General features: G+C 55.4%; 22 protein-coding genes and 2 tRNA genes. 22 read left to right on the top strand and 2 right to left on the bottom strand.

Annotation, left to right across the window (positions count from 1 at the left end):
* Positions 1-46 precede the first annotated feature (46 nt).
* The 10 genes from GTO89_RS10325 (at position 47) to GTO89_RS10280 (ending at position 10841) form a co-directional block, all read left to right on the top strand.
* Positions 47-718 carry a glycosyltransferase family 2 protein gene (locus GTO89_RS10325; RefSeq protein ID WP_328793898.1) on the top strand — a complete coding sequence of 224 codons (672 nt, stop codon included), beginning with the start codon at positions 47-49 and terminating at the stop codon, positions 716-718.
* A 346-nt stretch (positions 719-1064) separates the two neighbouring features.
* Positions 1065-2408: a PhoH family protein gene (locus GTO89_RS10320; RefSeq protein WP_161262011.1), complete on the top strand. Its 1344-nt coding sequence runs from the start codon at positions 1065-1067 to the stop codon at positions 2406-2408.
* 149 nt (positions 2409-2557) lie between these two features.
* Complete coding sequence (locus tag GTO89_RS10315; protein ID WP_161262010.1) at positions 2558-3748, top strand: MGDG synthase family glycosyltransferase; 1191 nt, start codon at positions 2558-2560, stop codon at positions 3746-3748.
* 92 nt (positions 3749-3840) lie between these two features.
* A complete protein-coding gene (locus GTO89_RS10310; protein WP_235920407.1) occupies positions 3841-7602 on the top strand; it encodes a PolC-type DNA polymerase III in 3762 nt (1253 codons plus the stop codon).
* 206 nt (positions 7603-7808) lie between these two features.
* Complete coding sequence (locus GTO89_RS10305; RefSeq protein WP_161262009.1) at positions 7809-8279, top strand: copper amine oxidase N-terminal domain-containing protein; 471 nt, start codon at positions 7809-7811, stop codon at positions 8277-8279.
* Positions 8280-8439: 160 nt separating this feature from the next.
* The gene (locus GTO89_RS10300) at positions 8440-8949 is read left to right on the top strand and encodes a CBO0543 family protein (protein WP_161262008.1); all 510 of its coding nucleotides are present in this window, start codon (positions 8440-8442) and stop codon (positions 8947-8949) included.
* A gap of 4 nt (positions 8950-8953) precedes the next feature.
* Positions 8954-9112: a hypothetical protein gene (locus GTO89_RS10295; protein ID WP_161262007.1), complete on the top strand. Its 159-nt coding sequence runs from the start codon at positions 8954-8956 to the stop codon at positions 9110-9112.
* A complete protein-coding gene (locus GTO89_RS10290) occupies positions 9102-9296 on the top strand; it encodes a hypothetical protein (RefSeq protein ID WP_161262006.1) in 195 nt (64 codons plus the stop codon). Before GTO89_RS10295 ends, GTO89_RS10290 begins: the two co-directional genes overlap by 11 nt.
* Before the next feature lie 25 nt (positions 9297-9321).
* Entirely contained in the window at positions 9322-10341 is a 1020-nt protein-coding gene (locus GTO89_RS10285; protein ID WP_161262005.1) for an AAA family ATPase, read from the top strand.
* Positions 10338-10841, top strand: coding sequence for a hypothetical protein (locus tag GTO89_RS10280; protein ID WP_161262004.1), 504 nt, complete (start codon positions 10338-10340; stop codon positions 10839-10841). Before GTO89_RS10285 ends, GTO89_RS10280 begins: the two co-directional genes overlap by 4 nt.
* Before the next feature lie 90 nt (positions 10842-10931).
* Here GTO89_RS10280 and GTO89_RS10275 read toward each other — a convergent pair whose 3' ends face one another.
* Positions 10932-12146, bottom strand: a complete 1215-nt coding sequence (locus tag GTO89_RS10275; protein ID WP_161262003.1) for an EAL and HDOD domain-containing protein — start codon at positions 12144-12146, stop codon at positions 10932-10934.
* A 235-nt stretch (positions 12147-12381) separates the two neighbouring features.
* Here GTO89_RS10275 and GTO89_RS10270 point away from each other — a divergent pair, with 235 nt between their 5' ends.
* From GTO89_RS10270 to GTO89_RS10250, 5 genes are all read left to right on the top strand, one after another.
* Complete coding sequence (locus GTO89_RS10270; RefSeq protein WP_161262002.1) at positions 12382-13446, top strand: hypothetical protein; 1065 nt, start codon at positions 12382-12384, stop codon at positions 13444-13446.
* Positions 13447-13589: 143 nt separating this feature from the next.
* Positions 13590-14579 (top strand): ABC transporter ATP-binding protein, encoded by a 990-nt coding sequence (locus GTO89_RS10265; protein WP_204758220.1) that lies wholly within the window; start codon positions 13590-13592, stop codon positions 14577-14579.
* The gene (locus GTO89_RS10260) at positions 14576-15421 is read left to right on the top strand and encodes an ABC transporter permease (RefSeq protein ID WP_161262000.1); all 846 of its coding nucleotides are present in this window, start codon (positions 14576-14578) and stop codon (positions 15419-15421) included. The genes GTO89_RS10265 and GTO89_RS10260 overlap by 4 nt, the downstream gene beginning before the upstream one ends.
* A complete protein-coding gene (locus tag GTO89_RS10255) occupies positions 15418-16224 on the top strand; it encodes an ABC transporter permease (RefSeq protein ID WP_161261999.1) in 807 nt (268 codons plus the stop codon). Before GTO89_RS10260 ends, GTO89_RS10255 begins: the two co-directional genes overlap by 4 nt.
* Positions 16225-16310: 86 nt before the next feature.
* Positions 16311-17426 (top strand): polyamine ABC transporter substrate-binding protein, encoded by a 1116-nt coding sequence (locus GTO89_RS10250; protein ID WP_204758221.1) that lies wholly within the window; start codon positions 16311-16313, stop codon positions 17424-17426.
* A gap of 116 nt (positions 17427-17542) precedes the next feature.
* Here the strand turns inward: GTO89_RS10250 and GTO89_RS10245 are convergent, their stop codons facing one another.
* The gene (locus GTO89_RS10245; protein ID WP_161261998.1) at positions 17543-18520 is read right to left on the bottom strand and encodes a DMT family transporter; all 978 of its coding nucleotides are present in this window, start codon (positions 18518-18520) and stop codon (positions 17543-17545) included.
* Positions 18521-18667: 147 nt separating this feature from the next.
* Between GTO89_RS10245 and pdxR the strand changes: the two genes are divergently transcribed.
* The 7 genes from pdxR to GTO89_RS10210 all read left to right on the top strand — a co-directional run bounded on the left by pdxR (position 18668) and on the right by GTO89_RS10210 (position 25499).
* Positions 18668-20188, top strand: a complete 1521-nt coding sequence (gene pdxR / locus GTO89_RS10240) for a MocR-like pyridoxine biosynthesis transcription factor PdxR (RefSeq protein WP_235920400.1) — start codon at positions 18668-18670, stop codon at positions 20186-20188.
* Between the two features lie 81 nt (positions 20189-20269).
* A complete protein-coding gene (locus GTO89_RS10235) occupies positions 20270-20704 on the top strand; it encodes a hypothetical protein (RefSeq protein ID WP_161261997.1) in 435 nt (144 codons plus the stop codon).
* A gap of 93 nt (positions 20705-20797) precedes the next feature.
* Positions 20798-21031 carry a hypothetical protein gene (locus GTO89_RS10230; protein ID WP_161261996.1) on the top strand — a complete coding sequence of 78 codons (234 nt, stop codon included), beginning with the start codon at positions 20798-20800 and terminating at the stop codon, positions 21029-21031.
* A gap of 443 nt (positions 21032-21474) precedes the next feature.
* Complete coding sequence (locus GTO89_RS10225; RefSeq protein ID WP_161261995.1) at positions 21475-23547, top strand: methyl-accepting chemotaxis protein; 2073 nt, start codon at positions 21475-21477, stop codon at positions 23545-23547.
* A gap of 168 nt (positions 23548-23715) precedes the next feature.
* Entirely contained in the window at positions 23716-25236 is a 1521-nt protein-coding gene (locus GTO89_RS17175) for a DUF92 domain-containing protein (protein WP_204758222.1), read from the top strand.
* A gap of 88 nt (positions 25237-25324) precedes the next feature.
* Positions 25325-25401, top strand: a tRNA-Asp gene (locus tag GTO89_RS10215).
* Positions 25402-25408: 7 nt separating this feature from the next.
* A tRNA-Ser gene (locus GTO89_RS10210) sits at positions 25409-25499 on the top strand.
* The last annotated feature ends 63 nt before the right edge of the window (positions 25500-25562 follow it).

The following is a 25562-nucleotide window of genomic DNA, read 5'->3' as shown; positions in this document are numbered from 1 at the left end:
GCTTCATTCGAAGGGTTGCCTTGCCAGACCGTCTTGTGACCATGAGGTGAGTCTTTTGACCCTTTCCGTGATCATCCCCGCTTACAATGAGGAAAGCACGGTGGCCCCTGTCGTTCAGGCTGCCCTGGCATCTCCCTATCGGGATGAGGTGATCGTCGTCAGCGACGGTTCGGAGGATCAGACCGCTTTTAGGGCCCAGGCCGCAGGCGCGCAGGTGATCGAACTCTCTGAAAACAAGGGCAAGGGCGCGGCCATGCTGGCTGGCGCCCTTGCTGCACACTATCCCTTTTTGCTGTTTCTTGACGCCGATCTGATCGGCCTGCGCCCAGAGCACCTTATCCGTCTGGCGGCGCCGGTGATAGAAGGTCGAGCAGACATGACTGTCGGCATTTTTGAGCATGGCCGTTCTTCGACGGATCTGGCCCAATTGGTGGCGCCTTACCTCTCGGGACAGCGAGCGATCAAGAAGGAGATCTTCTTGGATGTGAACGAACTGGAGGATAGCCGCTACGGCGTCGAAATCGCCTTGACGAGGCACTTCCGCCACCGTTCCCACCTGCGCCTGCTGGAGGTGATCCTGCCTGGGCTGACACACCGGATGAAGGAAGAAAAGCTTGGGTTGATCGAGGGCGTTAAGGCGCGAATTCGGATGTACCGGGAGATCGGATCTGTTTTCCTCGAGCGGGATATGCGGGGAGAGCGAGACGATATCCACTAGCCGTCTTCAAGGCGATCTCGCCTCAAAACATAGGATTTCGCCCATCCCGTTACCGCTGCGCAGCCGTCTCAGAAGGAGGCGGCTCTTTTGCGTTTTCTTGACCGGCGGGCACCCTTTCACAGGATCCTTGTCTTCTTTATGTCCCTCGTACGTACGTTGTATTAAAGGGAATTTAACAGCCCCGGCCAAGGAGGAGGCGTCGAACATGTGGAAATCATCGATGGAGCGAACAGGAACTGACACCTAGGAATACGAAGCGGAAGGGGTGACAGGGGGAAGGGCAGACAAACCAGCACCGGCGCAGGCGGCGCGAAAGAAAAACCAACAGGGAAAGGCGGCTGGCACATTGGAAGATCTCAAGATCTACATCCTTGACACCAACGTGCTTCTGCAGGACCCCGAAGCGATTTTCGGGTTTCAGGATAACGATGTGGTGATCCCGGCGGCTGTCATCGAAGAGTTGGACGGAAAAAAGCGATTCCAGGATGAAATCGGGCGCAGCGCCCGCCTGGCTTCCCGGCTGCTTGATGGGATGCGTGAAGGGGGATTCCTCCATGAAGGGGTGCCCTTGCCCGATGGCGGCACACTGCGGGTGGAACTCAACCACCGCGACCTGTCCGGTTTTCCCGAAGCCTTTCAACCGGCCACCAACGATAACCGCATCCTTTCCGTTGCCTTTAACTTGAAAAAAGAAGAGGCCCTCCGGGGCGGTCAGGGCAGACCGGTGATCATCGTGTCCAACGACGCCATCGTGCGCATCAAGGCCGATGTGCTCGGCATCGAAGCCCAGGAATACAAACGGGACCGTGTGGCCTATGACTCGGATCTGTTCATGGGCTTTCGCGAACTGACTGTACCGGCTTGGTTGATTGACCGGTTTTACAAGGAGCAGTCCTTCGATCCCGAAGAAGAGGCAACCCTGGCCGATATCCCCTGGTGTCCCCACGAATACGCCATCTTGCGCGATGGGCTGGGATCGAGCCGTTCCGCCGTCGTTCAGGTGAGCGGCGATCGCCGGCAGATGACACTGGTGCCGCCGGCTACGCCATCGGTCTGGGGGGTGACCCCTCGCAATGTGCAGCAGAAGATGGCCTTGCGCCTGTTGCTGGACGACAACATTCCCCTGGTCACCATCTGTGGCAAGGCGGGCACCGGCAAGACATTGCTGGCGCTGGCTTCCGCTCTCCATAAAACCATGGACGAAGAACGATATAAAAAGATCCTAGTCTCCAAACCGGTCGTGCCGATGGGGCGGGACATGGGCGCCCTGCCCGGCGAGATCGATGACAAGCTGCGCCCTTGGATGCAGCCGATATATGATAACCTGGAATTCCTGCTTGGTTCGAAGAGCGAGATGATGAAGGATATCCTGGAGGAGTATGGGACCATTCAGGTGGAAGCCTTGTCCTACATCCGCGGCCGCAGCATCCCCAAGCAGTTCATCATCATCGATGAAGCCCAGAACCTGTCCAAACACGAGATCAAAACCATCGTCTCCCGCGTCGGCGAGAACAGCAAGATTATCGTCATGGGAGACCCGCAGCAGATCGATGCGCCCTATCTGGACGAGACGAACAACGGCCTCGTCTATCTGGTGGAGAAATTCAAACACCAGGAGGCGGCCGGCCATGTGGTGCTCACCAAGGGGGAACGGTCGCGGCTGGCCCAGTTGGCGGCAGACCTCCTGTAAGTCGACCCTGTGCGGCGCAACGGGCGGACCGCCGGCAACGCCGCCTTGAGTGAAGGTAGACAACATGGTAAAATTGAGGAAAAGGGGTGGCCCTGGGGGGCCACCTGTTTTGTGCAGAAACGGTTGGAGAAAATCACGGAGACATGATGATGGATAAAAAGACGGCAGAAACGGATGTCCTGATCCTGTCGGTCGAGGCCGGAACCGGTCACGGCCGGGCGGCTCGGGCCGTGGCCGAGGCGCTGGAGAGCCGCGGCATGACCGCCCGGATGGAGGATGCCTTTGCCTTTGGTCCCCACTGGGTCTTCGCCTCGGTCATCGGCGCTTACCTCCAGGTGCTGGAACGGGCGCCGGCCCTCTACCGCTTTCTCTATCATTCCGCTGCCCGGCCGAAGGCCGGCTTTCTGGGACAACACCTGATGACGGCCTATCTGGAGACCTTTATCGGTGAGGGATTGGCCGAATTGATCCGCCAGTCCCGGCCAAAAGCGATTCTATGCACCCACCCCTTTCCCATGGGGGTGCTCTGCCGTTTCCAGGAAAAAGAGTGGCTGCGTCAGCCCCTGGCCGGCGTCGTGACCGACTTTTGCATCCATCCCTTCTGGGCCTTTCCCGGTGTCCGCCGCTACTATGTGGCTGGCGAGGCGCTGGTAGACGAATTGGCCGCTTACGGCTTGGAACGGGCGCGAGGGCGGGTGACCGGCATCCCCATCGACCGTTCCTTCCAAGCGGCCGCCCGGTTGTCCCGCCAGGAAGCGGAAGCGCAGATGGGCCTCTCGCCGGCGCGCCGGCGGCTGCTCGTCATGGGCGGCGGCCTCGGCCTCGGCCCTGTCGAAGCCTGGGTGCGGGGGCTTGCGCAGGCGTCCATGAAAGACCTGCAGATCGTCGTCGTCGCCGGCCGCAATCGAGACCTACAGGCGCGCCTTCAGGCGATCGCAGCATCGCCGGAACGACTTGTCGTCTTCGGTTTTACCGACCAGGTGCCCCTGCTGATGGCCTGCAGCGACCTGTTCATCACCAAACCGGGAGGGCTCTCATCATCGGAAGCCCTCGCCATGGCATTGCCGCAACTCCTCTTTCCACCGCTGCCCGGCCATGAGGAAGTGAACCACCGTTTCCTCATCGAACACCAGAGCGCCTGGGAGGTCCGAACAGGGGAACTGGCGGCCCATGTCGAAGCGATCTTGGCGGATGAGAAGGAACTGGAGGCGCGCCGCCAGGCGGCCCGCCGGTTGGGCAACGTCTTTGCCGCCGATGCGGTGGCCGCCGATGTGGCGGCGCTGATCGATGAATCATGGCCGGAGAGGGAGCCGCCTCCCGCCGAGCGGGACAAGGGCTGATGCAAGACCTTTTCGACGATGGTTGACAGTGTTACGGGTAACCCAAAAACGTTTTACCTTTATTCGGTATTGGGGGAACACAAGTGGCCACAATGCCAGACATCCTATTGACTGGGGAACGGGCGAACCATTCACCCGTTCCGACAGGGACCACCCTGGCGGCGGACCGAAGGGCTCCGAACGATTCCACGCCGCCGCAGGCGCTTTTTTCTGTCTCCCGCGTCACCGTGCAGCGACAAAAAGCCGCCTGGATCATCACCGCACAGGCCTGTAGGCCTTGGAATGACGATGATCTTCAGGCGTTTCGCGACAAGATTCACGCGGCTGCTCCCGGACTGCGGGAACTTTCCGTACATATCGAATGCCCGCTGGAGGAACCGGCGCAACTGCTCGACCCCTTCTGGGAGTGCCTGATCCGCTCGGCAGTGCCAGAAAACCGTCCCGGCGTCCGTAAGGCGCTGATGAAAGCGCCCCATCGCTTGCGCGGCGACGGCCTGGTCATCTCCGTCGACCCGGCCCAGGCCAACTGGCTTCGCAGCCGCCGTGTCGACCGCGATCTGGCGGAGACGGCTGACCGGCTCTTCGGCGTTCGTCTCCCGATCCTCCTGGAAGAGGCGGAGCCGCAGATGAACGACGAGTACCTGCAGGCTCAGGAGGAGGAGGAAAAACGCCTCCTGGCGGAACAGTTCAAAGCCGCCGCCGAAGCGAATGGAAATGGCGGCAACGGAGGGGCAACCGGTGGGGGGAGCGGCGGCGACAAAGGGGCAGTCCCGGCCGGTGAGATCTACGGCAAAGCGATTGGCGATACGGCCTTTATGCCGCTCAAAGACATCCAGGATGAGGAAAAGAGCGTCATCATCCAGGGCCGCGTCTTCGGCCTGGAGACACGAGATTTGAAGTCGGGCCGTCGTCTCGTGACCTTCAACGTCACCGACGAGTCAGACTCGATCACCGTCAAGGTTTTTGAGGGAGAAAAAGAGAACATCACCGACGACGGCCGCCTCAAGGACGGCGCCTGGGTGAAGGTGCGCGGCTCCGTGCAATTGGACAAATGGCAACAGGAACTGACCGTGCTGGCCCGGGATATCAACGGTCACAAAGCCGTGATCCGGCCTGACAACGCCGAAGTGAAGCGTGTGGAACTCCATGCCCATACGAAGATGAGTTCCATGGATGGCCTCGTCTCGGCCAAAGAACTGGTCACACGGGCCGCCCATTGGGGCCACCCCGCTGTTGCCATCACCGACCACGGCGTCGTTCAGGCCTTCCCGGAAGCTTTCGAGGTGGGCCGCAAGCTCAAGATCAAGGTCATCTACGGCGTCGAGGGCTACCTGGTGGAGGAGATGCCGGCGCCCAACGGTGAAAAGCTCAAATCCTGGCACATCATCATCCTCGTCAAAGATATGACGGGATTGAAGAACCTCTACAAGCTGATCACCAAATCCCACCTGGAGCACTATGAGCGACGGCCCCGCATCCCGAGAAAGCTCCTGGAGGAGCACCGGGAGGGCCTGATCCTGGGCAGCGCCTGCGAAGCCGGCGAACTGTTCCGCGCCATGCTCCAGGGAGCGGGCGACGACGAACTGAAGCGGATCGCCGCCTTTTATGACTACCTGGAGATTCAGCCCATCGGCAACAACCTCTTTTTATACAAAAAAGGGGAGGTGCCGTCAGAAGAGGCCCTCCGCGATTTCAACCGCCGTGTCCTGCGCATCGCCGACGAAATGGGCAAGCCCATCGTGGCCACTGGCGACGTGCACTTCCTCGAACCGCGGGATGAGTGCTACCGGCGCATCCTGATGGCGGGCAAGGGCTTCGCCGACGCCGACGACCAGGCGCCCCTCTACCTGCGCACGACCGACGAGATGCTGGCCGAATTCCGTTACCTCGGCGAGGCCGATGCCAGACGTGTCGTCATTGACAACCCCCGCCGGATCGCTGATATGGTTGATGGGGAGATCAAGCCGATCCCTGATGAGTTATACCCGCCCGTCATCGACGGCGCCGAGGATCAGATCCGTGAGATGACAGAAGGGACGGCGGCGCAACTCTATGGCGACCCGCTTCCCGAGGTGGTGCGCAAGCGCGTTGACAAGGAACTGAATTCGATCATCACCAACGGCTTTTCTGTCCTCTACCTCATCGCCCACAAGCTGGTGAAAAAGTCCAATGACGACGGCTACCTCGTCGGATCGCGGGGGTCTGTCGGCTCCTCCCTGGTGGCCACCTTCACCGGCATCACCGAGGTCAATCCACTGCCGCCCCACTACCGTTGCGGCCATTGCAAACACTCCGAGTTCATCCTGGACGGGTCTATCGGTTGCGGCGCCGACCTACCGGACAAGGCCTGCCCCAAGTGCGGCCAGCCGCTGATCAAAGACGGCCACGACATCCCCTTCGAAACCTTCCTCGGCTTTGAGGGCGACAAGGTGCCTGATATCGACCTAAACTTCTCCGGCGACTATCAACCGAGGGCCCATAAGTTCACAGAAGAACTCTTCGGCAAGGATTACGTCTTCCGGGCCGGCACCATTGCCACCATCGCCGAACGAACCGCCTATGGTTTTGTCAAGAACTATATGGACGAGAAGAAGATTCCCGCTCGCGGCGCCGAACTGAGCCGGCTTGTTTGCGGCTGCACCGGCGTCAAGCGGACGACAGGACAACACCCAGGCGGCCTGATGGTCGTGCCTCGCAACGTGGACATTCATGACTTTACGCCCCTCCAACGTCCGGCTGACGACACCAAGTCGGATACGATCACGACCCACTTCGACTACCACTCTATCTCCAGCCGCCTCGTCAAGTTGGACATCTTGGGCCACGACGACCCGACAGTGATCAAGATGCTTGAGGATTTGACCAACATCAACCCCAAAGGGATCCCCTTGGACGACGCCAAGACGATGTCCCTCTTTTGCACCCCCGAGGCGCTCGGCGTCACACCGGAGCAGATCCGTTCCAACACAGGCACCTATGGCATCCCCGAATTTGGCACCAAGTTTGTCCGCCAGATGCTGGAGGACACGAAGCCGAAGACCTTCTCGGATCTGGTCCGCATCTCCGGTTTCTCCCATGGCACCGACGTGTGGCTGAACAACGCCCAGGATCTGATCAAGAGCGGCACCTGTAAAACAGGTGAAGCCATCTCCACCCGCGATGACATCATGATCTATCTCATGTATCAAGGCCTACCGCCGAAAAAAGCCTTCTCCATCATGGAGGGTGTACGGAAAGGCAAGGGTGTCAAACCGGACGACGAGCAGCTGATGCGGGACAACAGGGTGCCTGAGTGGTACATCGAGTCCTGCAAAAAGATCAAGTACATGTTCCCTAAGGCCCATGCTGTCGCCTATGTGACGATGGCCTTCCGCATCGCCTGGTTCAAGGTCTACTACCCGGAAGCCTTTTACGCCTCTTTCTTCACTGTCCGAGCCGACGAATTCGACGCCGATCTGATCTGCCAAGGCTCGGCCCATGTGCGCCGAACCATTGAGGAGATTGAGCGCAAGGGGAACGAGGCCACCGCCAAGGAGAAGAACCTGCAAACGATCCTCGAACTGGCCCTGGAGATGTATGAGCGGGGCATTCACATGCAACGGGTCAACCTGGAGCGCTCCCACGCCGCCAGGTTCATCATCGAACCGGAAGGCCTCCTGCCGCCCATCGGCGGCCTTCCCGGCGTCGGCGTCACCGCCGCCCAGAACATCATGGACGCCCGGAAAGAAGGGCCGTTCTCTTCGATCGAGGACCTGCGTGTCCGGAGCCGGGTGAGTAAGACGGTGATTGAGGCGCTGCAGAAGCATGGGACCTTGGATGGGATGTGTGAGACCGATCAGATGTGCCTGTTTTAAAATTTTTTGAGATTTTTTCGTTCAGGTAGAAAGACCCGCTAGCCCTTGCTCTGCTTGGGTTGGCGGGTTTTAACTATTTGTTTTCCGATTTGAAAAATCATCATAAAGAAAAGCTTGATATGGGTAATAATTCTCAAGAAAAAAATGGTGAAAAAAGGCAAATGAGACATTTGATTTACATATAAATTGTAAGGGAGGGGGATAGAATGAAGCGCAAGATCATCCTACTGGCCCTTATCTGGGCGACGATTTTACCGAGTCCCAGTTGGGCCTTCGACTGGTCGCAACAAGCAGGTGTTCATGTCCTGCTCAATGGTCATTTTCTCAACTTCGATTCCGGCAAGCCCAGACCAATTTTTTGGGGAAAGCGAGTCATAGTGCCGATACGCATGCTTGGAGAAGAACTTGGCGCCACAGTGACATGGGACAATGCTTTTCAATCGGCCACCATGACAAAGGGCGATTTGACTGTCCTTATGACTGTTGACTTTAAGACTGCCATTATCAACGGCAAGGCTTTTGAAATGGACATGGCGCCGGTGCTCCTGGACGGAAACATCATGGTTCCCATCCGGTCTATCGTCGAGAGCCTTGGTTATACCTTGCATTGGGAGTCCAAGGGAAACACGGCCGTTATCAATGGTTCCAACAAGGGACCCACGAGAGCCTCAAATTAAGCACGCAAGTGAAAGGAGAAACCGTCGAATACAGAGATTCCCTGTTCGCAAGAGATTGAAAAGATCGGCAGGGGTTTGAGTTCACGTTCCGAGCGATGAGTACACAGGGTCCTCCAAGGGCATACTCACATAATGAAATTGTTCTTTTGGAGGCTCCCGCATGTCGCTCGAAAGAATCATTGAGTTCGGAGCATGGATCGTTATGGCGATCGCCTTGATTTATTACGTGCCAAAGGAAAAGTTTCGAGACTCCATATTGATTTTTTTCTTTAAACAACTGCTGACATGGTTCTCTGGCATTTTGGTTGTTCAGTGGAACCTCATCGTATACCCGGTGCGTTTGTTCGCCAGTGCCGTCAACACGAGTTTTACCTTTGAGTTTTTTGTTTACCCCGGCATTTGTGTCTTGTTCAACCTATACTTTCCTGAACATCGCAGTCTGCTCCGAAAAGCGATTCATTATGTCATCTATACATCGGGCATCACCGTATTCGAAGTGGTCTTGGAAAATTACACAAACCTGATAAAGTACATTCACTGGAGTTGGTATTGGACTTGGATCACCTTGTTTCTGACTTTCATGGCTTCCCGCTACTTTTACCGGTGGTTTCGAGGGGATTTTACCAGGCAAGCTGTTCCCGTTGCTGAGCATCCTAGAACCAGGAGGTGAAAGGATGGCAGAAGAAAAAAGCCCCCAACTCATCGCCGGCAAAGACGGCGAAGGATTGGAGGCGACGATAGACGCGCAGACGGCGATTCCTTGGGAGATGCAGAAAGGTTGGTACGATCTTCTGGCTCAGATCGCGCAAAAGGACGGAGGCGATGAGAAATAGGGAAAAGAAAAAACTTTTTCCAGAAGACAGCTCGGGCGAAGGCCCGGCTTTTTTCATTAGAGTTGAAATCGCAGATAATGATTGTGTGGCAATCATGTTTGAAGGGATAGGGCAAAGAATTGGCGAAAAGAAAAATGGAATGTCTTGGACTCAGCGTGCACCAGTTTGTCGAGAGCAGGTATAGGGTGGAACAAACAGGGGGAATCGATATGAGCACCTTTACGCGGTTTCAGGCAGAGAATTTTTCGGCCTTTGAGAATATCGATCTGCTTTTTTCCCCGGGGATAAACGTATTCATCGGTAAAAATGGCACAGGTAAGACCCATATCATGAAGACACTATATGCTGCCGGAGCGATCACCGGCAAGCTTGAAAGTTATATTGATAAAATGATTCGTATCTTTTTACCCTACGAATATAGAATTGGAAGATTGGTGAGAAGAAAAAAAGGGTCGACAACGGCGAAAATCATTGTATCTTGTGAAAAGGAAGAACTCAATCTTACATTTACCAACCATTCGAAAAATACGCCCATCGACTCTAATGAAGACAAGTGGAAGAAGAGTAAGATCAAATGCGCCTATATCCCGGTGAAGGAGATGTTGGCCAATGCGCCAGGGTTTCGTTCACTTTATTCGGAGCGACTGGTTCATTTTGAAGAAGTCTATTCCGATATTATTGACCGCGCCTATTTACCGCCTAAACGGGGTCCCTTGGATGAACACCGTGCGAATCTGCTCAGAAAATTGGAATACGTTCTAGATGGCAAGGTTGTCACAGAGGGAGAAACTTTTTTCCTAAAGAACACTCAAGGGATGTTAGAGTTCACCTTGCTCGCCGAAGGGTTGCGAAAGCTGGCTTTGCTTTGGCTTTTAATTCAAAATGAAACACTACTGAAAGGCTCCGTCTTATTTTGGGATGAACCGGAAGCAAATCTAAACCCCCAGATGGTTCGTGTGGTTGTTGAGATATTACTTGAACTACAGCGATTTGGTGTACAGGTTTTTATTGCAACCCATGATTATGTAACATTGAAGGAAATTGACCTTCAACGGACAGGCGGAGATAAAATCTTATTTCACTCTTTCTTTCGAAAAGGTGATGGTGAATCGGTTAACATATCCACTTCTAGTGATTATGGTCATATCGATGAAAATGCGATTATGGACAAATACCTGGATCTCTATGATCGCGAGGTTGAAAAGACCCTGGGAGGAAAAAGGGATTGATTTTCACTGAGAAACAGTTGGAATTTGACTTTTCCCGCGCCTTGTCCGTTGAAAAATTGGATCAGCCTGGACGGATACTTCCTGAAGGGATGATGTTTGTAGATTTTGTTGTAGAAACCGAGGACGCCTTTTTACTCATTGATGTGAAGGATCCGAGTCATACAAAAGCTTCGACCCAAGACAGGCTTAATTTTGTTACTAAATTGACAAGCAAAACACTAGTAACAAAAGAACTTGTGCCGAAATGCCGAGACAGCTACACCTATTTGCATCTGATGAATAAAGATCACAAAACTATTATTTATATTGTTCTCATATGTGTTGAACATTTAAATTTTGATCCAAGGCTCTTGCCAGTTGTCACCTCAAAAATGGCGGCTAGGTTAAAAAAGGAAGGGCATGAGCCGTGGAAAAGAACGTACATATCCAGTTGTCAAATACTGGATTTCCAGAGGTGGAATCAGGTGATGCCCTATCCCGTTAGGCGTATAGTCGCATAATGGGGTTGTTGAAAAAGCGAAGCCGCCCAATCTAGTAGAATCAAATAGGGCGGTTTCGCTTTATTACCATATTTATCCTGAACTCGCATCCTACAACTTCGCATAACTTGACACCCAGTCCAGGGCGCTTAAAAAGACCGTGGGAAAGACATCCTCCGCCAGCGACAAACGCGCGCAATTCAGGGAAAACTGCGCCCAATCGCCGTCCCGGTAGGACTGCACGGCCAGCAGCAGCCAGCGGAGCCGCGTCGGTTCCCCACAGAGCGCTTGCTTGATGTCCTCTGCGATGGGGAGGTCCGTGAGGATCTCCTCATAGGGCTTGTTGAATAAGACATCCAGCACGGAAAACAGGCCGAGCAGGAACAGGTCTGACGCGCGTCCTTTCAGGCCCAAATGGGGGGCCAGCAGTTCACAGCACTTCGCCGTCAGCAGACTGGTTTCCAGCAGCTGCGGAAAAGAGATGTCACACATCTGCCGGAAGGTGATCAAGGTGACCCAACGGGTCACTTCTTTCTTTCCCAATAGGCTGATGGCGTGCCGGATCGACTCAATGCGTGAGGAAAAGCCGAAGAGCGACGAATTGATGAACTTCAGCAGCTTATAGGTAAGAGACACATCCCGTTTGATGATATCCTCCAGATCCTCCAGTTCGAGATTGGGCCTCGCCAAGGCGTTGACGACGGACAGATTGCCCATGTTGCAGTGGGGCAAATCCCGGCTGGAGATCACCTCGGGTTTGCTGAAGAAGTATCCCTGAAACAAGGTATAGCCCAGGGCCAAGCCTTCCTTGAAGTCAGGCAGATTTTCGACCCGCTCGGCCAGAAACTTCATCTTCGGTCGCCGGGCGCAGCGTTTGACGAGCGCCGCCCGTTCCGGCGAAGGGGTAGTCAGGAAATCGACTTTGATGATATCGGCCAGATCGATCAAGGGTTCGTACTTTCCCTCGAACACAAAGTCGTCGAGAGCGATCTTATAGCCGGCCATTTTGAGGCGGATGCAGGCATCGATGACTGGTTTGTCGGGCTCTACGTTTTCTAACACCTCAAGCACCACTAGGTCCTTGGGGAGTAGGAAGGCCACATCCTCCAAAAGCAGGTTGCGCGTAAAATTGATGAAGGCCGGCTTGCCGCCCGTCATTTTCTGGATGCCGATCAGGGAAAAGGCGTCAGAGATGACGCCTTTGGTGGCATAATCCCCGTCGGCGTGTTTGTACACATTCTCAATTCCGGAGCGGAACAGCAATTCGTAGGCGACAATATCGTGGCTGCCATTATAAATGGGCTGTCTGGCCAAAAAGATCTGCATATGCCATCAACTCCGCCCTAGGAATTTCTTTCATGTAGGTGTAATTCTCTTCACGTTCTAAAAATCCTTTTAAATGATCTGGAATTCCTCTGTATTGTCGCCTATAGGTAAAAATGCGATTAACTAGATTAATTTTTCAGTCGTGCTTTTGACTTCGTTGTCGAAAAAGGGATATTCTGATCAAAAAGACAGTCCATCGCCTTTGAGGCGCAGAAAGCGAGGAATCGATCGATTTATGCAAGACGCCATCTGGCTCTACCGGGTTTATGAAGTGGCCAAGGAGTTTGATCTCGGCCTGGTGCAAGCCCTGTTCATGAAGGAAAAACCGACGAGCCGGCTGCGTCTGTCCCGGGTGCGGCCCAAGTCGATCATCATTGAAAATCCGCCCGTCTCGATGGAACTGGGAACCTGGGAGATCCCCATTGAGGGTCGCCACTACAAGGGACAGGTGGTGGCCCGCGTCTATGACCTGGGCGTCGTCAGCCTGATCCTGCAGATCATCCTGCCGGAAGACCTCACCTATGATCAACTCCTCGACCTGTCCGTCGCTCTTTACAGTCGCGATGATCTGGAGGCGCTCTTTCACCAGTGGCGCGACTCTGTAACGAGTACTCTCGCCGGCGCCATGGAGCCGCTCCGTGAGGGAAAGGTGGAAGAAGACTTTACCCTCTTTTTCTTCCGAGGCTGGCGGGAAGATTGGGACCCGGTGCCGGTGCTGCTGGCCGAGCGGGAGCCGGTGAGCGCCCAACTTCGCCAGGAGACATTAAAAAACTCCTTTTCGTACGGTCTGAAGGATCATGCCATCCTCACCTGGGATTCGGCCCTCGTCCATGACGCCGAGGGGAGCACCGACATCCCCGATCTGATCGAGTTTGCTCTGACGCAACTGGTGGAACTGCGTTACTATGACCAACTCCTGTCGGGTGAGATGAATCAGATGTACGATGATATCGACCGAGCCGATCGGGACAATTGGTATTCGCGCCTGCGCCAGTACCGCCGGATCATCAAGTCCTATATGGAACTGGTCATCGACATCAATGAGGTGACGGAAAAGATCCAGAACTCCATCAAGGTGACAGAGGACATCTTTTTTGCCCGCGTCTATGCGGCGGCCACCAGCATCCTGCGCTCCGCCGTCTGGATGGACAGCATCAAACGGAAACTCTCCGTCATCGCCAACAACTACGCCATGCTAAACGACGAGGTGGTCAACCACCGTTCGATGCTCCTGGAACTGGCCATCATCGGGCTGATCGTCTTTGAGGTGCTCATGAGCCTGGGTGATAAGATCTTTTAATTCTTTGAATCACAAATGCTAAATTCCCTCAAATAGTGTTAAAATGTGACACGTGAAGGCAGGATTTTGGCTATAAAATGAGAACATGAAGAGACGGAAAAAGAGCGTTGGAGCGATGGATTGAGCAAATGGAAGAAAAAGCAATGATTACGCTACATAATGTGGAGAAGGCCTTCGACGGCCATCAGGTGCTTTCGCCGATTTCACTGGAGATCTATGAGGGGGAGTTTTTCACCCTCCTCGGTCCGAGCGGCTGTGGAAAGACGACGTTGTTGCGGATCATCGCCGGTCTGGAGACACCGACAGGGGGCGATGTCTTTCTCGATGGACAAGCGGTGACCCATCTGCCGCCATACCGGCGCGATGTAAACATGGTTTTCCAACACTATGCCCTCTTTCCCCATATGACGGTGGAGGAAAACATCCGCTTTGGCCTGAAGATGAAGCAGGTGCCCCAGCCGGAGCAGGATCGGCGGATCGGTGAAGTGCTTGAACTGACCCAGTTGGGAGAGTTTCGCCAGCGCAAGCCGAAACAGCTTTCCGGCGGCCAGCAGCAGCGCGTGGCCATCGCCCGGGCCATTGTCAACAACCCGAAGGTGCTGCTCCTGGATGAGCCCCTGGGCGCCCTCGATTACCAGCTGCGCAAAAACCTGCAGTTGGAACTGAAAAACCTGCAGAAAAACCTTGGCCTCACCTTTGTCTATGTGACCCATGACCAGGAGGAGGCCATCACCATGTCTGACCGGATCCTGATCATGAACCGGGGCGTCATCGAGCAACTGGGGACGGCCCATGCCGTCTATCACAGGCCGGAGAGCCTCTTCGCCGCCAAATTCATCGGAGAAAACAACATTTTTCAGCGAGGGGAAGACTGCTACGCCGTTCGGCCGGAAAAGATCGACCACTATGACATCACCGCCGGCGAGAACGGACCCGATCCGGCGCGTCTCCATCGAGGCGTCATCGAGGAGGTCGTCTTTCACGGCACCATCGACAAGGTCTATGTCCGTCTTGACGGTGACGGCGCCTTGGTCATGACCTACCAGTACTTTGATGACAAGCGCAAGTGGGAGGTCGGTGAGCGAGTCGGCATCGCCTGGTCGCCTGCCGATGAGGTGAGGTTGCGCCGATGAACAAGGGACGCTGGCTGGCTTTGCCTGCTCTCGGGTGGCTCACCGCCTTTTTTCTGATTCCCCTCTTTTTTGTTGTCGCCATCTCCTTTTGTCAACGAGGGACCTATGGCGAGGTCCTCTACCAGTTTACTCTCGAGAATTACCGGCGCTTTTTTGAGCCCCTGTACCTGAACATCCTCAGCGACACAGTCCAGATGTCGGTGGTAACGACAATCTTGACCTTCCTCTTGGGATACCCGTTGGCCTACCGGATCGTGCGGATGAACCGATCCTGGCAGAATGTGTGGCTGCTCATGGTGATGGTGCCCTTCTGGATCAACTTTCTGATCCGTTCCTACGCCTGGGTGGTGATCCTGCGCAGCCAGGGGTTGTTGAACACCTTCTTGATCGCGTCCGGCCTGATCGACCAGCCGCTCAACCTGCTCTATAACCCGGCGGCGGTCCAACTGGGCATGATCTACACCCATCTGCCCTTCATGGTGTTGCCTGTCTACGTGTCGCTGGAACAACTAGACCGGCGGCTGTTGGAGGCGGCCTATGACCTGGGGGGGACGCCCTGGCAGTCCTTCCGCCAGGTGACGCTGCCTTTGACCCTGCCGGGCATCGCCGCCGGTTCGATCCTGGTTTTCGTCTCCTCCTTGGGGATGTTTGTCGTCCCCGATATCATGGGCGGCGCCAAGTCGGCCCTCATCGGCAACCTGATCCAGAACCAGTTTCTGTCGGCGCGCGACTGGCCCTTCGGTTCTGCCCTGTCGATCCTGCTGACGGTGTTTTCGCTGGTGCTGATTTATCTCTACTACCGCGTCCTGGAGTCGCAAAAAGGGAAGGGGGGACGCCATTGAAAGGCCTGCGCCACCACCTGCTCTTCGCCTACGCCCTGGCAGTGCTCGCCTTTTTGTACATACCGATCATCGTCCTGGTGCTGTACTCTTTTAACGAATCGCGAGTCAACGCCCAGTGGACAGGCTGGACCGTCAAGTGGTACCTCTCGCTTCTGGATAACAAGCAAGTGCTCAATGCCTTGGAAAACAGTTTGAGCATCGGCGTCGTCTCGACAATTTTCTCGACGGTGATGGGGACGAGCGTCGCCCTGGCGCTCCATCGCTACCGGTATCGCTGGCAGGGGGCGATCAACAGCCTGATCTACCTGCCTATCCTGGTGCCGGAGATCGTCATGGGGCTCTCCCTGCTGATCCTCTTTAGCCAACTGGCTTTTCCGCTGGGAAAGGCGACGATCATCATCGCGCACATCACCTTCTGCGTCTCTTTTGTCGTCGTCATCGTTTCGGCGCGGTTAGAGGGGATGGGCAAGGAATTGGAAGAGGCTGCCCAGGATTTGGGCGCTTCGCCCTGGCAGACCTTCCGCTATGTGACCCTGCCGCTGATCTCGCCGGGTATCATCGCCGGCGCGCTGCTCGCCTTTACCTTGTCCATTGATGATTTCGTGATCAGTTTCTTTGTCGCCGGTCCTAACTCGACGACCTTGACACTCTACATCTACGGAATGGTCAAGCGGGGGATTTCTCCGGAGATCAACGCCCTCTCGGCGATGCTGATCGCCATCATCGTCGTGCTGGTGGTCATCGTTCAGTGGCTGCAAAACAAGGACCGCGACGAACATTCGCCCCATCAGATGCCCTTTTAGCGCTCCAATTGGGGTCGATGCGCCAGGAGCGAAGGCTCCCGGCGCAAGCCGCAATAGAGATAAAATCCGAGAAGGAGGATGAATGAATGCAACAAACGAAACAAATGAAACAGAAAAAATCGCTCTGCCTGTTGCTGACGCTCCTGCTGGTGGTCGGCCTGGTTCTGACAGGCTGCGGCGGGCAGAACGCCCAAGCGCCTCAGGGCAACAGCGGGCAGGACGCCGCCGCTACCGGTGAGCGGGTGCTGAACATCTACAGTTGGTCGGACAATTTTTCGCCGGAAGTGCTTGATGATTTTGCGAAGAAATTCAACTGCAAAGTCAATTACGATGTCTTCTCCAGCAACGAGGAATTGCTGGCCAAGGTTCAGGCCGGCGGCGCCCAGTATGACCTGATCCAGCCCTCCGATTACATGGTGGGTACGATGGTGAAACTGGGGTTGCTGGAGGAATTGAACCACAACAACCTGCCGAACCTGAAAAACCTGGTCAGTTCCTTCCAAACGCCGACCTTTGACGCCGGCAACAAGCACTCTGTCGTCTATACCTGGGGTGTCACCGGCATCGCCTACAACACCAAGTATGTCAAGGATCCAATCACCAGTTGGCAGGATCTCTGGAATCCCAAATACAAGGGACGGCTGGTCCTGCTCAACGACTCGCGGGAAATGCTGGGCATGGCCCTCAAGAAAAACGGCTTCTCCAATAGCACCAAGAATGAAAAAGAGATCGAGAAGGCCTACAATGACCTGAAGACCCTGGCGCCCAACGTGCTCGCCTATGACACGGAGGACATCAAGCAGAAGTTCATCACCGAAGAGGCCTGGATCGGCACTGTCTGGTCCGGAGACGCCGCCTTTGTCTACAAGGACAACAAAGACGTGGCCTTCATCATCCCCAAAGAAGGCACCACCGTCTGGGCCGACACCCTGGCCATCCCCAAAGGCGCTAAGCACCGTGAACTGGCAGAGCAGTTCATCAACTACCTGATGGAGCCCGAAGTCAGCGTCAAGAACTATGAATTTATCGGCTACAGCAACCCCAACGAGAAAGCCTTTGCCCTGCACAGCCAGGACTATCAGAAAAACCCCATGATCAACCTGAGCAAGAGCGAGATCGGCAAGGGCGAGTGGATCCAGGATGTAGGCGACACGCTCAAGATCTACGATCGCTTTTGGACGGAACTGAAGGCAGGCCAGTAAAGGGGCGAAAACGGTCTTCTGCTTCTCCAAAGGAAGTCTACGGCTACAAGTGTCAAAACCCCGCAGCGTGCCGGAAGGCCTGCCTGCGGGGTTTTTCTATTATTTTCTTGTTTGACCTAACTGGAGGTTTCGGACCTATTCTCGTTCGCCAGAGGGAGCGGCGATTTCATGCCCTGTGATGACGCTGCCTCGGATGCGTCTACGGACGGCGATTCTCCGGCGATGCAAGCGATCCCGAGCAGCACGCCGCCCATACCCAGCAGGTGAAACCAGAGGAAGGGTTCGCCGAGGAAGAGGTAGGCGCAGATCACGCTGCTGACCGGCATGACGCCGGTGAACACGGCCGCTGTGCCGGCCGACGCCAGGGCCAGACCGCGGCAGTAGAGGTAGAAGGGCGCAACGGTGATGAGTGAGCCGTAGAGAAACAGGGCAACCCAGACCTTCCAGGACAATGCGGTGAAGTCGAAGGTTAGGGCCTCATAGGCCGCAAAAGGCAGAAAAGGCAGGAAGCCGAAGAAGGTGACCACGGTGGCGATCGTGATCGGGCGCAGGCGTGCCGTCAGCACCTTGCTGAAGATGGTGAAGAGGGATTCGCCGATGACAGCGCCGAAGACGAGGATGCTCCCCAGCAGCGGGTTGGCGCCCCGTTGATCCAGCTGTGCGGCGCCGAAGTAATTCATGAGCACGATGCCGGCGACGACGGAGGCGATGGCAGTCGCTTTTTGACGGCTGATGTTTTCTTTCAGGAACAGGAAGGAGAGCACCGCGATGACGGCAGGCATGGTGCTCGTCAAGATCCCGCTTTCTGAGGCCGAGAGATGGCGCAAGCCGTAAAGAAGAAAGAGACTGAACAGAAATTGGCCCGTCAAGCCCTGTAGGATCAGGATCAGCCAGTCCTTTTTTCTCAGGGTCGGCAGATCCCGCCGCTCACGCCAGAAGAGCGGGAGGAGGCAGAGCAAGGAGATGGCGTAGCGGATGGCCGAGGCCAGAGATAGGGGCATCGAATCGGTCACCGCTTTGCCAAAACAGACAGAACTGCCGATCAAGGCCATGGCCCCACCGAGGTAAAAAAATGCGGAAAGATTCACGGTCACCAAATACCCTCCTCGATTCATCTCGCCCTTCAGGGCTGCTTTCTTGTACAATAGCATGAGAAAGTGGAATGGTTGTAGCGCCACTCTTCTGTGCTTTTTAGAGGGCCAGTTTCGGTGTGGGAAGGCGTGGGCAGGGGGGAGCAAGGGATGATCTGGTTATCTATTGAAAGAGGGCGTGATCTGCCCTTGAACCGGCAGATCTATCAACAGATCCGCCAAGCCGTATTGAGTGGGCGTTTGCAAGGAGGAGAACGTCTCTCGTCGACACGGGAACTGGCTGAACAACTGGGGGTTTCCCGCAATGTCGTCGCCGAGGCCTATGATCAACTCCTGGCGGAAGGGTATCTAGCTAGCCGACCCGGCTCCGGCACCTACGTAGAACTCGGGCTCTCGAAAAACCCGGCGTCAGGCGTCGATTTCTCGACCTACGATGGAGGCGTTCGATCAGGCGCATCCCATTGGGTTCTGGGAGACGACATCACAGCCGATGAGGTCGCTCAAGAGGCGCAGACTCCGGGGGCGCTTTTGGATCTGGCGGTGTCTGTTTCTCCTGCCCGCCAGCCGGTCATCGACTTTCGATCCGGCTTGCCCTGTCTGGATCAGTTTCCGCAGAAAAAGTGGGCGACGCTGCTCCATAAAGTCTGTATGGAGATGACGCCGGCAGACTGGAGTTACGGCGATCCCCAGGGAAGTCCCGAACTCCGGCGACTTTTGGCCGACCACCTGATGCGCACGCGCGGCCTTTGTTGTATTGGCGACCAGATCGTGATCACCACCGGGGCGATGCAGGGCCTGAATCTGGTGGCCAAGGTGCTCCTGCAGGCGCAACGGCCGATGATTATGGAGGATCCGACCAACGAGGATGTGCGCCGCGCTTTCAGCGCCAGTGGTTCGCCGCTCCTCCCGGTGCCTGTCGACGAGTTGGGACTCCGTACGGATTTGCTCCCCGAAGCGGCGTGTCCGGCTTTTATCTTCACCACGCCCTCCCACCAGTTTCCCTTGGGCGGAGTTCTACCGGCCCAGCGACGGATCGAACTGGTCCAGTATGCGCGCCAGAGGGACTGTTTTATCGTGGAGGACGATTATGACAGCGAGTTTCGTTACACCGGCGCCCCTATCGGCGCATTGCAAGGCCTAGATCCCGAACGGGTCATCTATATCGGCTCCTTCAGCAAGATTTTGTCGCCGGCGCTTCGCTTGGGCTGCTTGATCCTCCCGGAGAAACTGGTGGCGCCTTGCCGGGAGTGCAAACGGCTCTCCGATATCCACTGCCCCAGTCTGGAACAGCGGGTGCTGGCGGCATTCATCGGCGAAGGCCACCTGGGACGTCATGTGGCTCGGATGAAAAAAGTCTACAAAAGCCGCCGCGCCCAGGTGGTGCAGGAACTGAACCGGTTTTTTTCGGGAGCCATCCGGATCGGCGGCGATGCGGCGGGACTGCACCTGGTCGCGCAGTTTCCGGGACATGTTTTGGATGAGAAGGCGTTGAGCCGATGCCGCTCCGCCGGCGTCCGCGTCTATCCAGTCGAGGACAGGGCCTTGCTCAAGGGACACCATTCGGACAAAATCCTGCTCGGGTACGGTCATCTGGCAGAAGAGCAAATCACAGAGGGGATCCGCCGACTGGCCTTTGCCCTTGGCACTCGATCGGACTGGTACAATGGCTAGACCAGCGACAGACTTTGATGTATGATGGAGATAAGAACATTTGCCCTTTCGGCAAGAAACACCACATCAGGGGGAATGGACATGGGGCATATTCCGTGGCGGTTACTTCTCCTGACGGCATTCGTCGGGAGTTTACTTATTTTATCCGGATGTTCAGCGCCATCAACCGAGACCATGAAGGCGCCGGACCTAAAAAATGTGGTCGATAAGGTTCAAGGGTTCTCGAAGAGTGAAGTCGCCAATCGGCTCAAGGAGGCGCTGCAGAAGAAGATTGACGAAACGAAGGCAAAAAATGATAAGTTGGTGAACCCCGACGGAACGATCAACTGGGACGAGATGGGTAGAACGGAACTGGTCGATCTGACGATCGCCTCGATTTTGGATTGGGAATACAAAGCGACGGTCCAAGCCAACGGCGCCATCGAGGTCAAGCAAGTAGACAAGCGAACCGGTGAGACGAAGGTCTTTGCCACCTATACGGTTCAATTTGTCAATGGTCAACTGACAGTCAACTGACAGTCAACTGACATAACCTATAGGTAAGCTGAGTAATCAATCAGAATAATCTGAAAATATCTCAGCCCTATTAGGTTTGAGGAGGAATGCCCCATGTTTGAATGGTCGAAATGGAAGGACAGCCAGAGCGGCATTCACCACAGACTGGATTGCTCGGGCACCTGGCATCCCACATGTAAAGCCGAATTCTGCAACGAATGCGTCAATGACGCCAGTTGCCCGGCGAAAAACATGCTTTGCAAGTACTGTCTCGACGCCTACCGCGTCAATGGTGTCATGGGCCTCCATTACCAACCGAAGGATGGTCTCTGCAGCGAAGCTTCGTAACCGGTGATTTACTCTGGAGCGGGGTTCGATAGGTGATTTTGTTGCAGGCGATTTTTATTGGGTGATTGTTTTTCAAACACGCTGCTGCGCTTGTCTCGGATGCGCAGTCAGCGTGTTTGTTATTTTTGTTGAAAACATTCGGGTTTTTGATTTTTCTGTTTCAATTGCCCTGTATGTCTTCTGGAGTCTGCTATTATTCATCTAACATTGATGCATCACCATGTATAATCGGCAAGGATCCCTATTCCTTTGTTTTACACTGTCCGTAATGTAATCCCGCTATCTCGGACAAAAGGGACGCGGGGTTATTTTTTTTATGTTAAAACTCAGAAATTGTACGATGGTTTTAAACTGTTCTACATATTTCGACACATTTCGCGGAGGGGTTCTTTTATGATAGAAAAAACAAATCGAATGCGACGGCTGAAAGGCAAGGTGTTTCCATGCGCTCAATCCGAACGCGGGTATTGGCGGCAACGTTGCTTCTCGTCATTATTCCCTGTCTCGTTTACAATGTCATCGGCTATGTGATGTTGGAAAGCGATTTTTCGCGTTATGCCAAGGATAAGACCAAGGCCTACGCCACCATGATCGCTGGCAATGTGCAAACCTATCTGGAAAAGGCCTACAGTGTCAGCGATGTCTTGGCCAAGAGCAGTGACATCACCGCTTTTGAACCGGCAAAACAGCAAAAGGCGCTGGCTTCGACTATCCAGTCCAATCCCTATTTTGAACTCCTTTATGTTCAGGGGACAGATGGGATGCAGACGGCCCGCTCCAGCGGGAACCTGGGCGATCGTTCGAACCGCTGGTGGTTTAAACAGATCATGAAAGATCCGGACAAACCCTTTATCACGCCCTCCTATTTTTCAGTGAGCGGCAACATTGCTGTGTCTTCCGTCATCCTGCCCATCCGGCAGGAAGGAAAACTGGTGGGCGTTTTTGGCGCTGATTTGAAATTGGGCGCCTTGCAGGAGTTTGTGGAGAAGATGGATTCGGCTGAGGGGCAGTATGCCATGATCTTGGACGAAGACGGCGGAGTCGTGGCCCATCCGGATCGGACGCAGTTGGCGGAAGCCTATAACTACAAGAAGATGACCTACAAGGTGCTTGTCAAGGACAGCCAAGGGAATGTGGTCTTTGACGCCAACGGCAACCAGAAGGTGGAGGAACAGTCTTTTAGTGTCCCAGCAGAACTCAAGGGGGCCGTTGAGCGGGCGTTGGCTGGGGAAACAGACGCCATCGCCTATAGAGACAGCTACGGGAAGGGTTATGTGGCCGCCTATTCCCCGGTGCAACTGCCCGGAAACGCCAAACGCTGGGCTGTCATCTCGATTCAGGAACAGTCGGCTGCCATGGCAATGGTAAACAGCTTTCTGATGAAAAACACCGGGATGACCCTCTTGATTGTGCTGGCGGCAGCGGCTGTCGCTTTCTGGATCGCTGGCGGGATTACGCGGCCGATCGAACAGATTGAGCGGAAGATCAAGGAGATCGCCGGTGGGAATCTGACCGAGCAGGTGACCATCAGCGGCGATGACGAACTGGCGAGATTGGCCGCCAATGTCAATCAGATGGCCGCCAACATGCGTGAACTGGTGATGGCTATCCAGGAGCGCTCTCACCAGGTGGCGCACTCCTCAGAGACATGTCTGAATCGGGCTGAGGAGTGTTCCAGCAGCATGGAGCAGGTGGTGGAAAGCATCACCGACATCTCTCGTGTTACCGGCGACGGAGAAAAGAACAGTGACAGCATCTTTGACGTCTTTCAACACATTTACGGTGAGATGCTGGCGGTGGCTACGGAGATTGAACAGACCGTCGCCTTTTCTCGAAACACGGTGGAGATCTCCCGGAAGGGCGCTCAGGAGATGGAGATGGTCGTCACCGATATCGAGCGGCTGCACAGTTCTAACCGGAATATGAACGCCATCATTGAGGAATCGGAATCGAGTTCACAGGAAATCGGCAGGATCCTGGAGATGATCTCCAGTGTCGCCGCCCAGACCAACCTGCTTTCCCTCAACGCCGCAATCGAAGCGGCCCGGGCCGGTGAACAGGGCAGAGGCTTTGCCGTCGTGGCCGGTGAGATCAAGAAGCTGGCAGAACAGACAGCCAAAGCCACCGAAGATATCGCACAATTGATTGATACAACACAGTCGAACCTGCGCAAAGCGGTCCAGGCCATCGGGGAGAGCACCGGCCGGATGGAACAGGGAACCCTTCATATCAAAGGCGCCAGTCGGAACTTTACGACGATCACGGAGAAGGTCCTCGAGATGGAGGGCAGCCTGTCTGATCTGGCCTCCTCCTACAGGGAGATCGTGGCGAAAAACGATCGCCATGTCAACCGTCTCGTTGACACGTCGCGGACCATTTCCGATTCAATCAGTACGATCGCCCTGGCTGGCGAGGAACAGCGTGACGCCATCGGGACCATTGTACAAGCGACAGAAGAACTCTCCAAACTTTCCCATGACCTGTTGAGGCAGGTAAGCCGGTTCCAGATCAAATAACCTTGGTTCGAGATGACCGCTGGTGGGGAGACCGGCGGTCGTCGCTTTTTTTGCCGGTACAATTTACGCGTTCGGCGCCCTATGTTACCATGAAGAAGGTTCGTCGTTTGAATGTTTCAAAGGATTGCAACGGATAAAAATGTGGTGATAATTGCGGGGTGAGGGCGTTTGGCGATCAGCCAAAATGATATCAATGGGCTGTTGATATCCTATGCCTATATTCTGGGTCTCTTGATCGTGGCCACGGTGATTCAAAAATGGCGCCGTTACCCGGCTGAGTTTACCCGCAAGGTCGTCCATGTCGGCGCAGGGATGTGGATCGTCGGGGCCGTCGCCCACTTCGACCACTGGTACATGGGGATCATTCCGGCGCTGACCTTTATCGTGTTCAACTACGTCAGCTACCGCTACCGCTTGATCAAGGCGATGGATCTTGACGGGGGAAGGCCAGGCACGGTCTATTTCATCCTGTCGGTGACGCTGTTGCTGTTGTGGTTCTGGCCACGGGGACAGGTCTACATCGCCGTGGCGGCCACCATGGCCATGACCTGGGGAGACGCCTTTGCCGCCGTATTGGGACAGGCTCTGGGAAAGCATTTTTACAGGGTTGGCGATCACCAGCGCAGCTGGGAGGGGAGCGCCGCCATGTTCGCCTTCAGTTTCTTATCAATCCTGCTCACGCTTCTATGGATGGATAGCGGAACCGACGGAAGCGGAGCGGTGGGTATTGCCTTCCTCCTCGCCCTCATCGCCACCTTTTTGGAGGCCCTTTCGCTGGGCGGTTTGGACAATTTCACCGTCCCTATCGGCACGGCGCTGCTCCTCTGGGCGCTGGTCACCTGGAATGTCGATCTGCCTATGATCCTGCTCGGACTGGCCCTGAGCGCGCTCATCGCGGCGCTGGCCTACCGGCGCCGATCCCTGTCAGCCAGCGGGGTAGCCGGGGCGATCCTTGTCGGCACGCTGATTTTTGGCTTTGGCGGCTGGGTATGGGGCCTTACACTGGTTGCCTTTTTCATCTACGGATCCGCCCTTTCCAAGTACAAAGAGGCGCAAAAAAGCGCCGTGGCCGAAGAAAAGTTTGACAAGGGCAGTCGCCGCGATTTTGGACAAGCGCTGGCCAATGGCGGTTTTGGCGCTGTACTGGCGGTGCTGCACTTTCTCTTCCCAGCAGAACCAGCCTTCTTTGCCGCCTTCGTTGGAACGATGGCCACTGTCAATGCCGATACCTGGGCCACGGAGATCGGCGTGTTGAGCCGGCGGCCGCCGCGTCTGATCACCACCGGTCGCGTGGTGCCGCCGGGAACGAGCGGAGGCGTTACGCTCGTCGGGACTTTGGCCACCCTATTGGGTGGCCTGCTCATCGGTCTGACGGTGTGGCTGTTCGTGGGCGTTCAAGAGCTTTGGCGGAGTGGCGCGGCAGATCTTGTTGGCCGCTTCTGGATCCTTCCTGCCGCTGTCGCCGGGGGCTTGGGTGGTTCGCTCTTTGACAGCCTGCTCGGGGCGACGGTTCAAACCATGTATGTGAATGCTGAAACGGGGAAGGAGACAGAAAAGAAAGTGAGCCGGAGCGGCGTCAAAAACCGGTTCAGCCGCGGCCTGCCTTTTATGGACAATGACATGGTGAACTTCATCAGTTCCGCCTTTGGCGCAGCGGTGGCGGCGCTGGTCGCTTCGTCTTTGAAATGAGAGATTTGTTGGATAAAAATACCCTTTGACAAATTTCGCGTTTCTTGTTATATTATAAATCCGCGCTGGTGCTCAACCGGCGCAACGGGGAGCAGTGGTGTAGAGGCCTAACATGCCAGCCTGTCACGCTGGAGATCGCGGGTTCGAATCCCGTCTGCTCCGCCATCTATCGGGAGTGGTACTCAAGCGGCTGAAGAGGACGGTTTGCTAAATCGTTAGTGGTCGTAAGGCCAGCGTGGGTTCAAATCCCACCCACTCCGCCATTTTTCTTTGATCCTTGAAAATCGAACAGTTGCGAATCAAAAGCGTGCGAAACCAATCAATTT

The sequence above is a fragment of the Heliomicrobium gestii genome (assembly GCF_009877435.1).
Taxonomy (GTDB): Bacteria; Bacillota; Desulfitobacteriia; order Heliobacteriales; family Heliobacteriaceae; genus Heliomicrobium; species Heliomicrobium gestii.
Note: the sequence above shows the minus strand (reverse complement) of the source record. Positions and strands in the feature narration are given on the sequence as shown.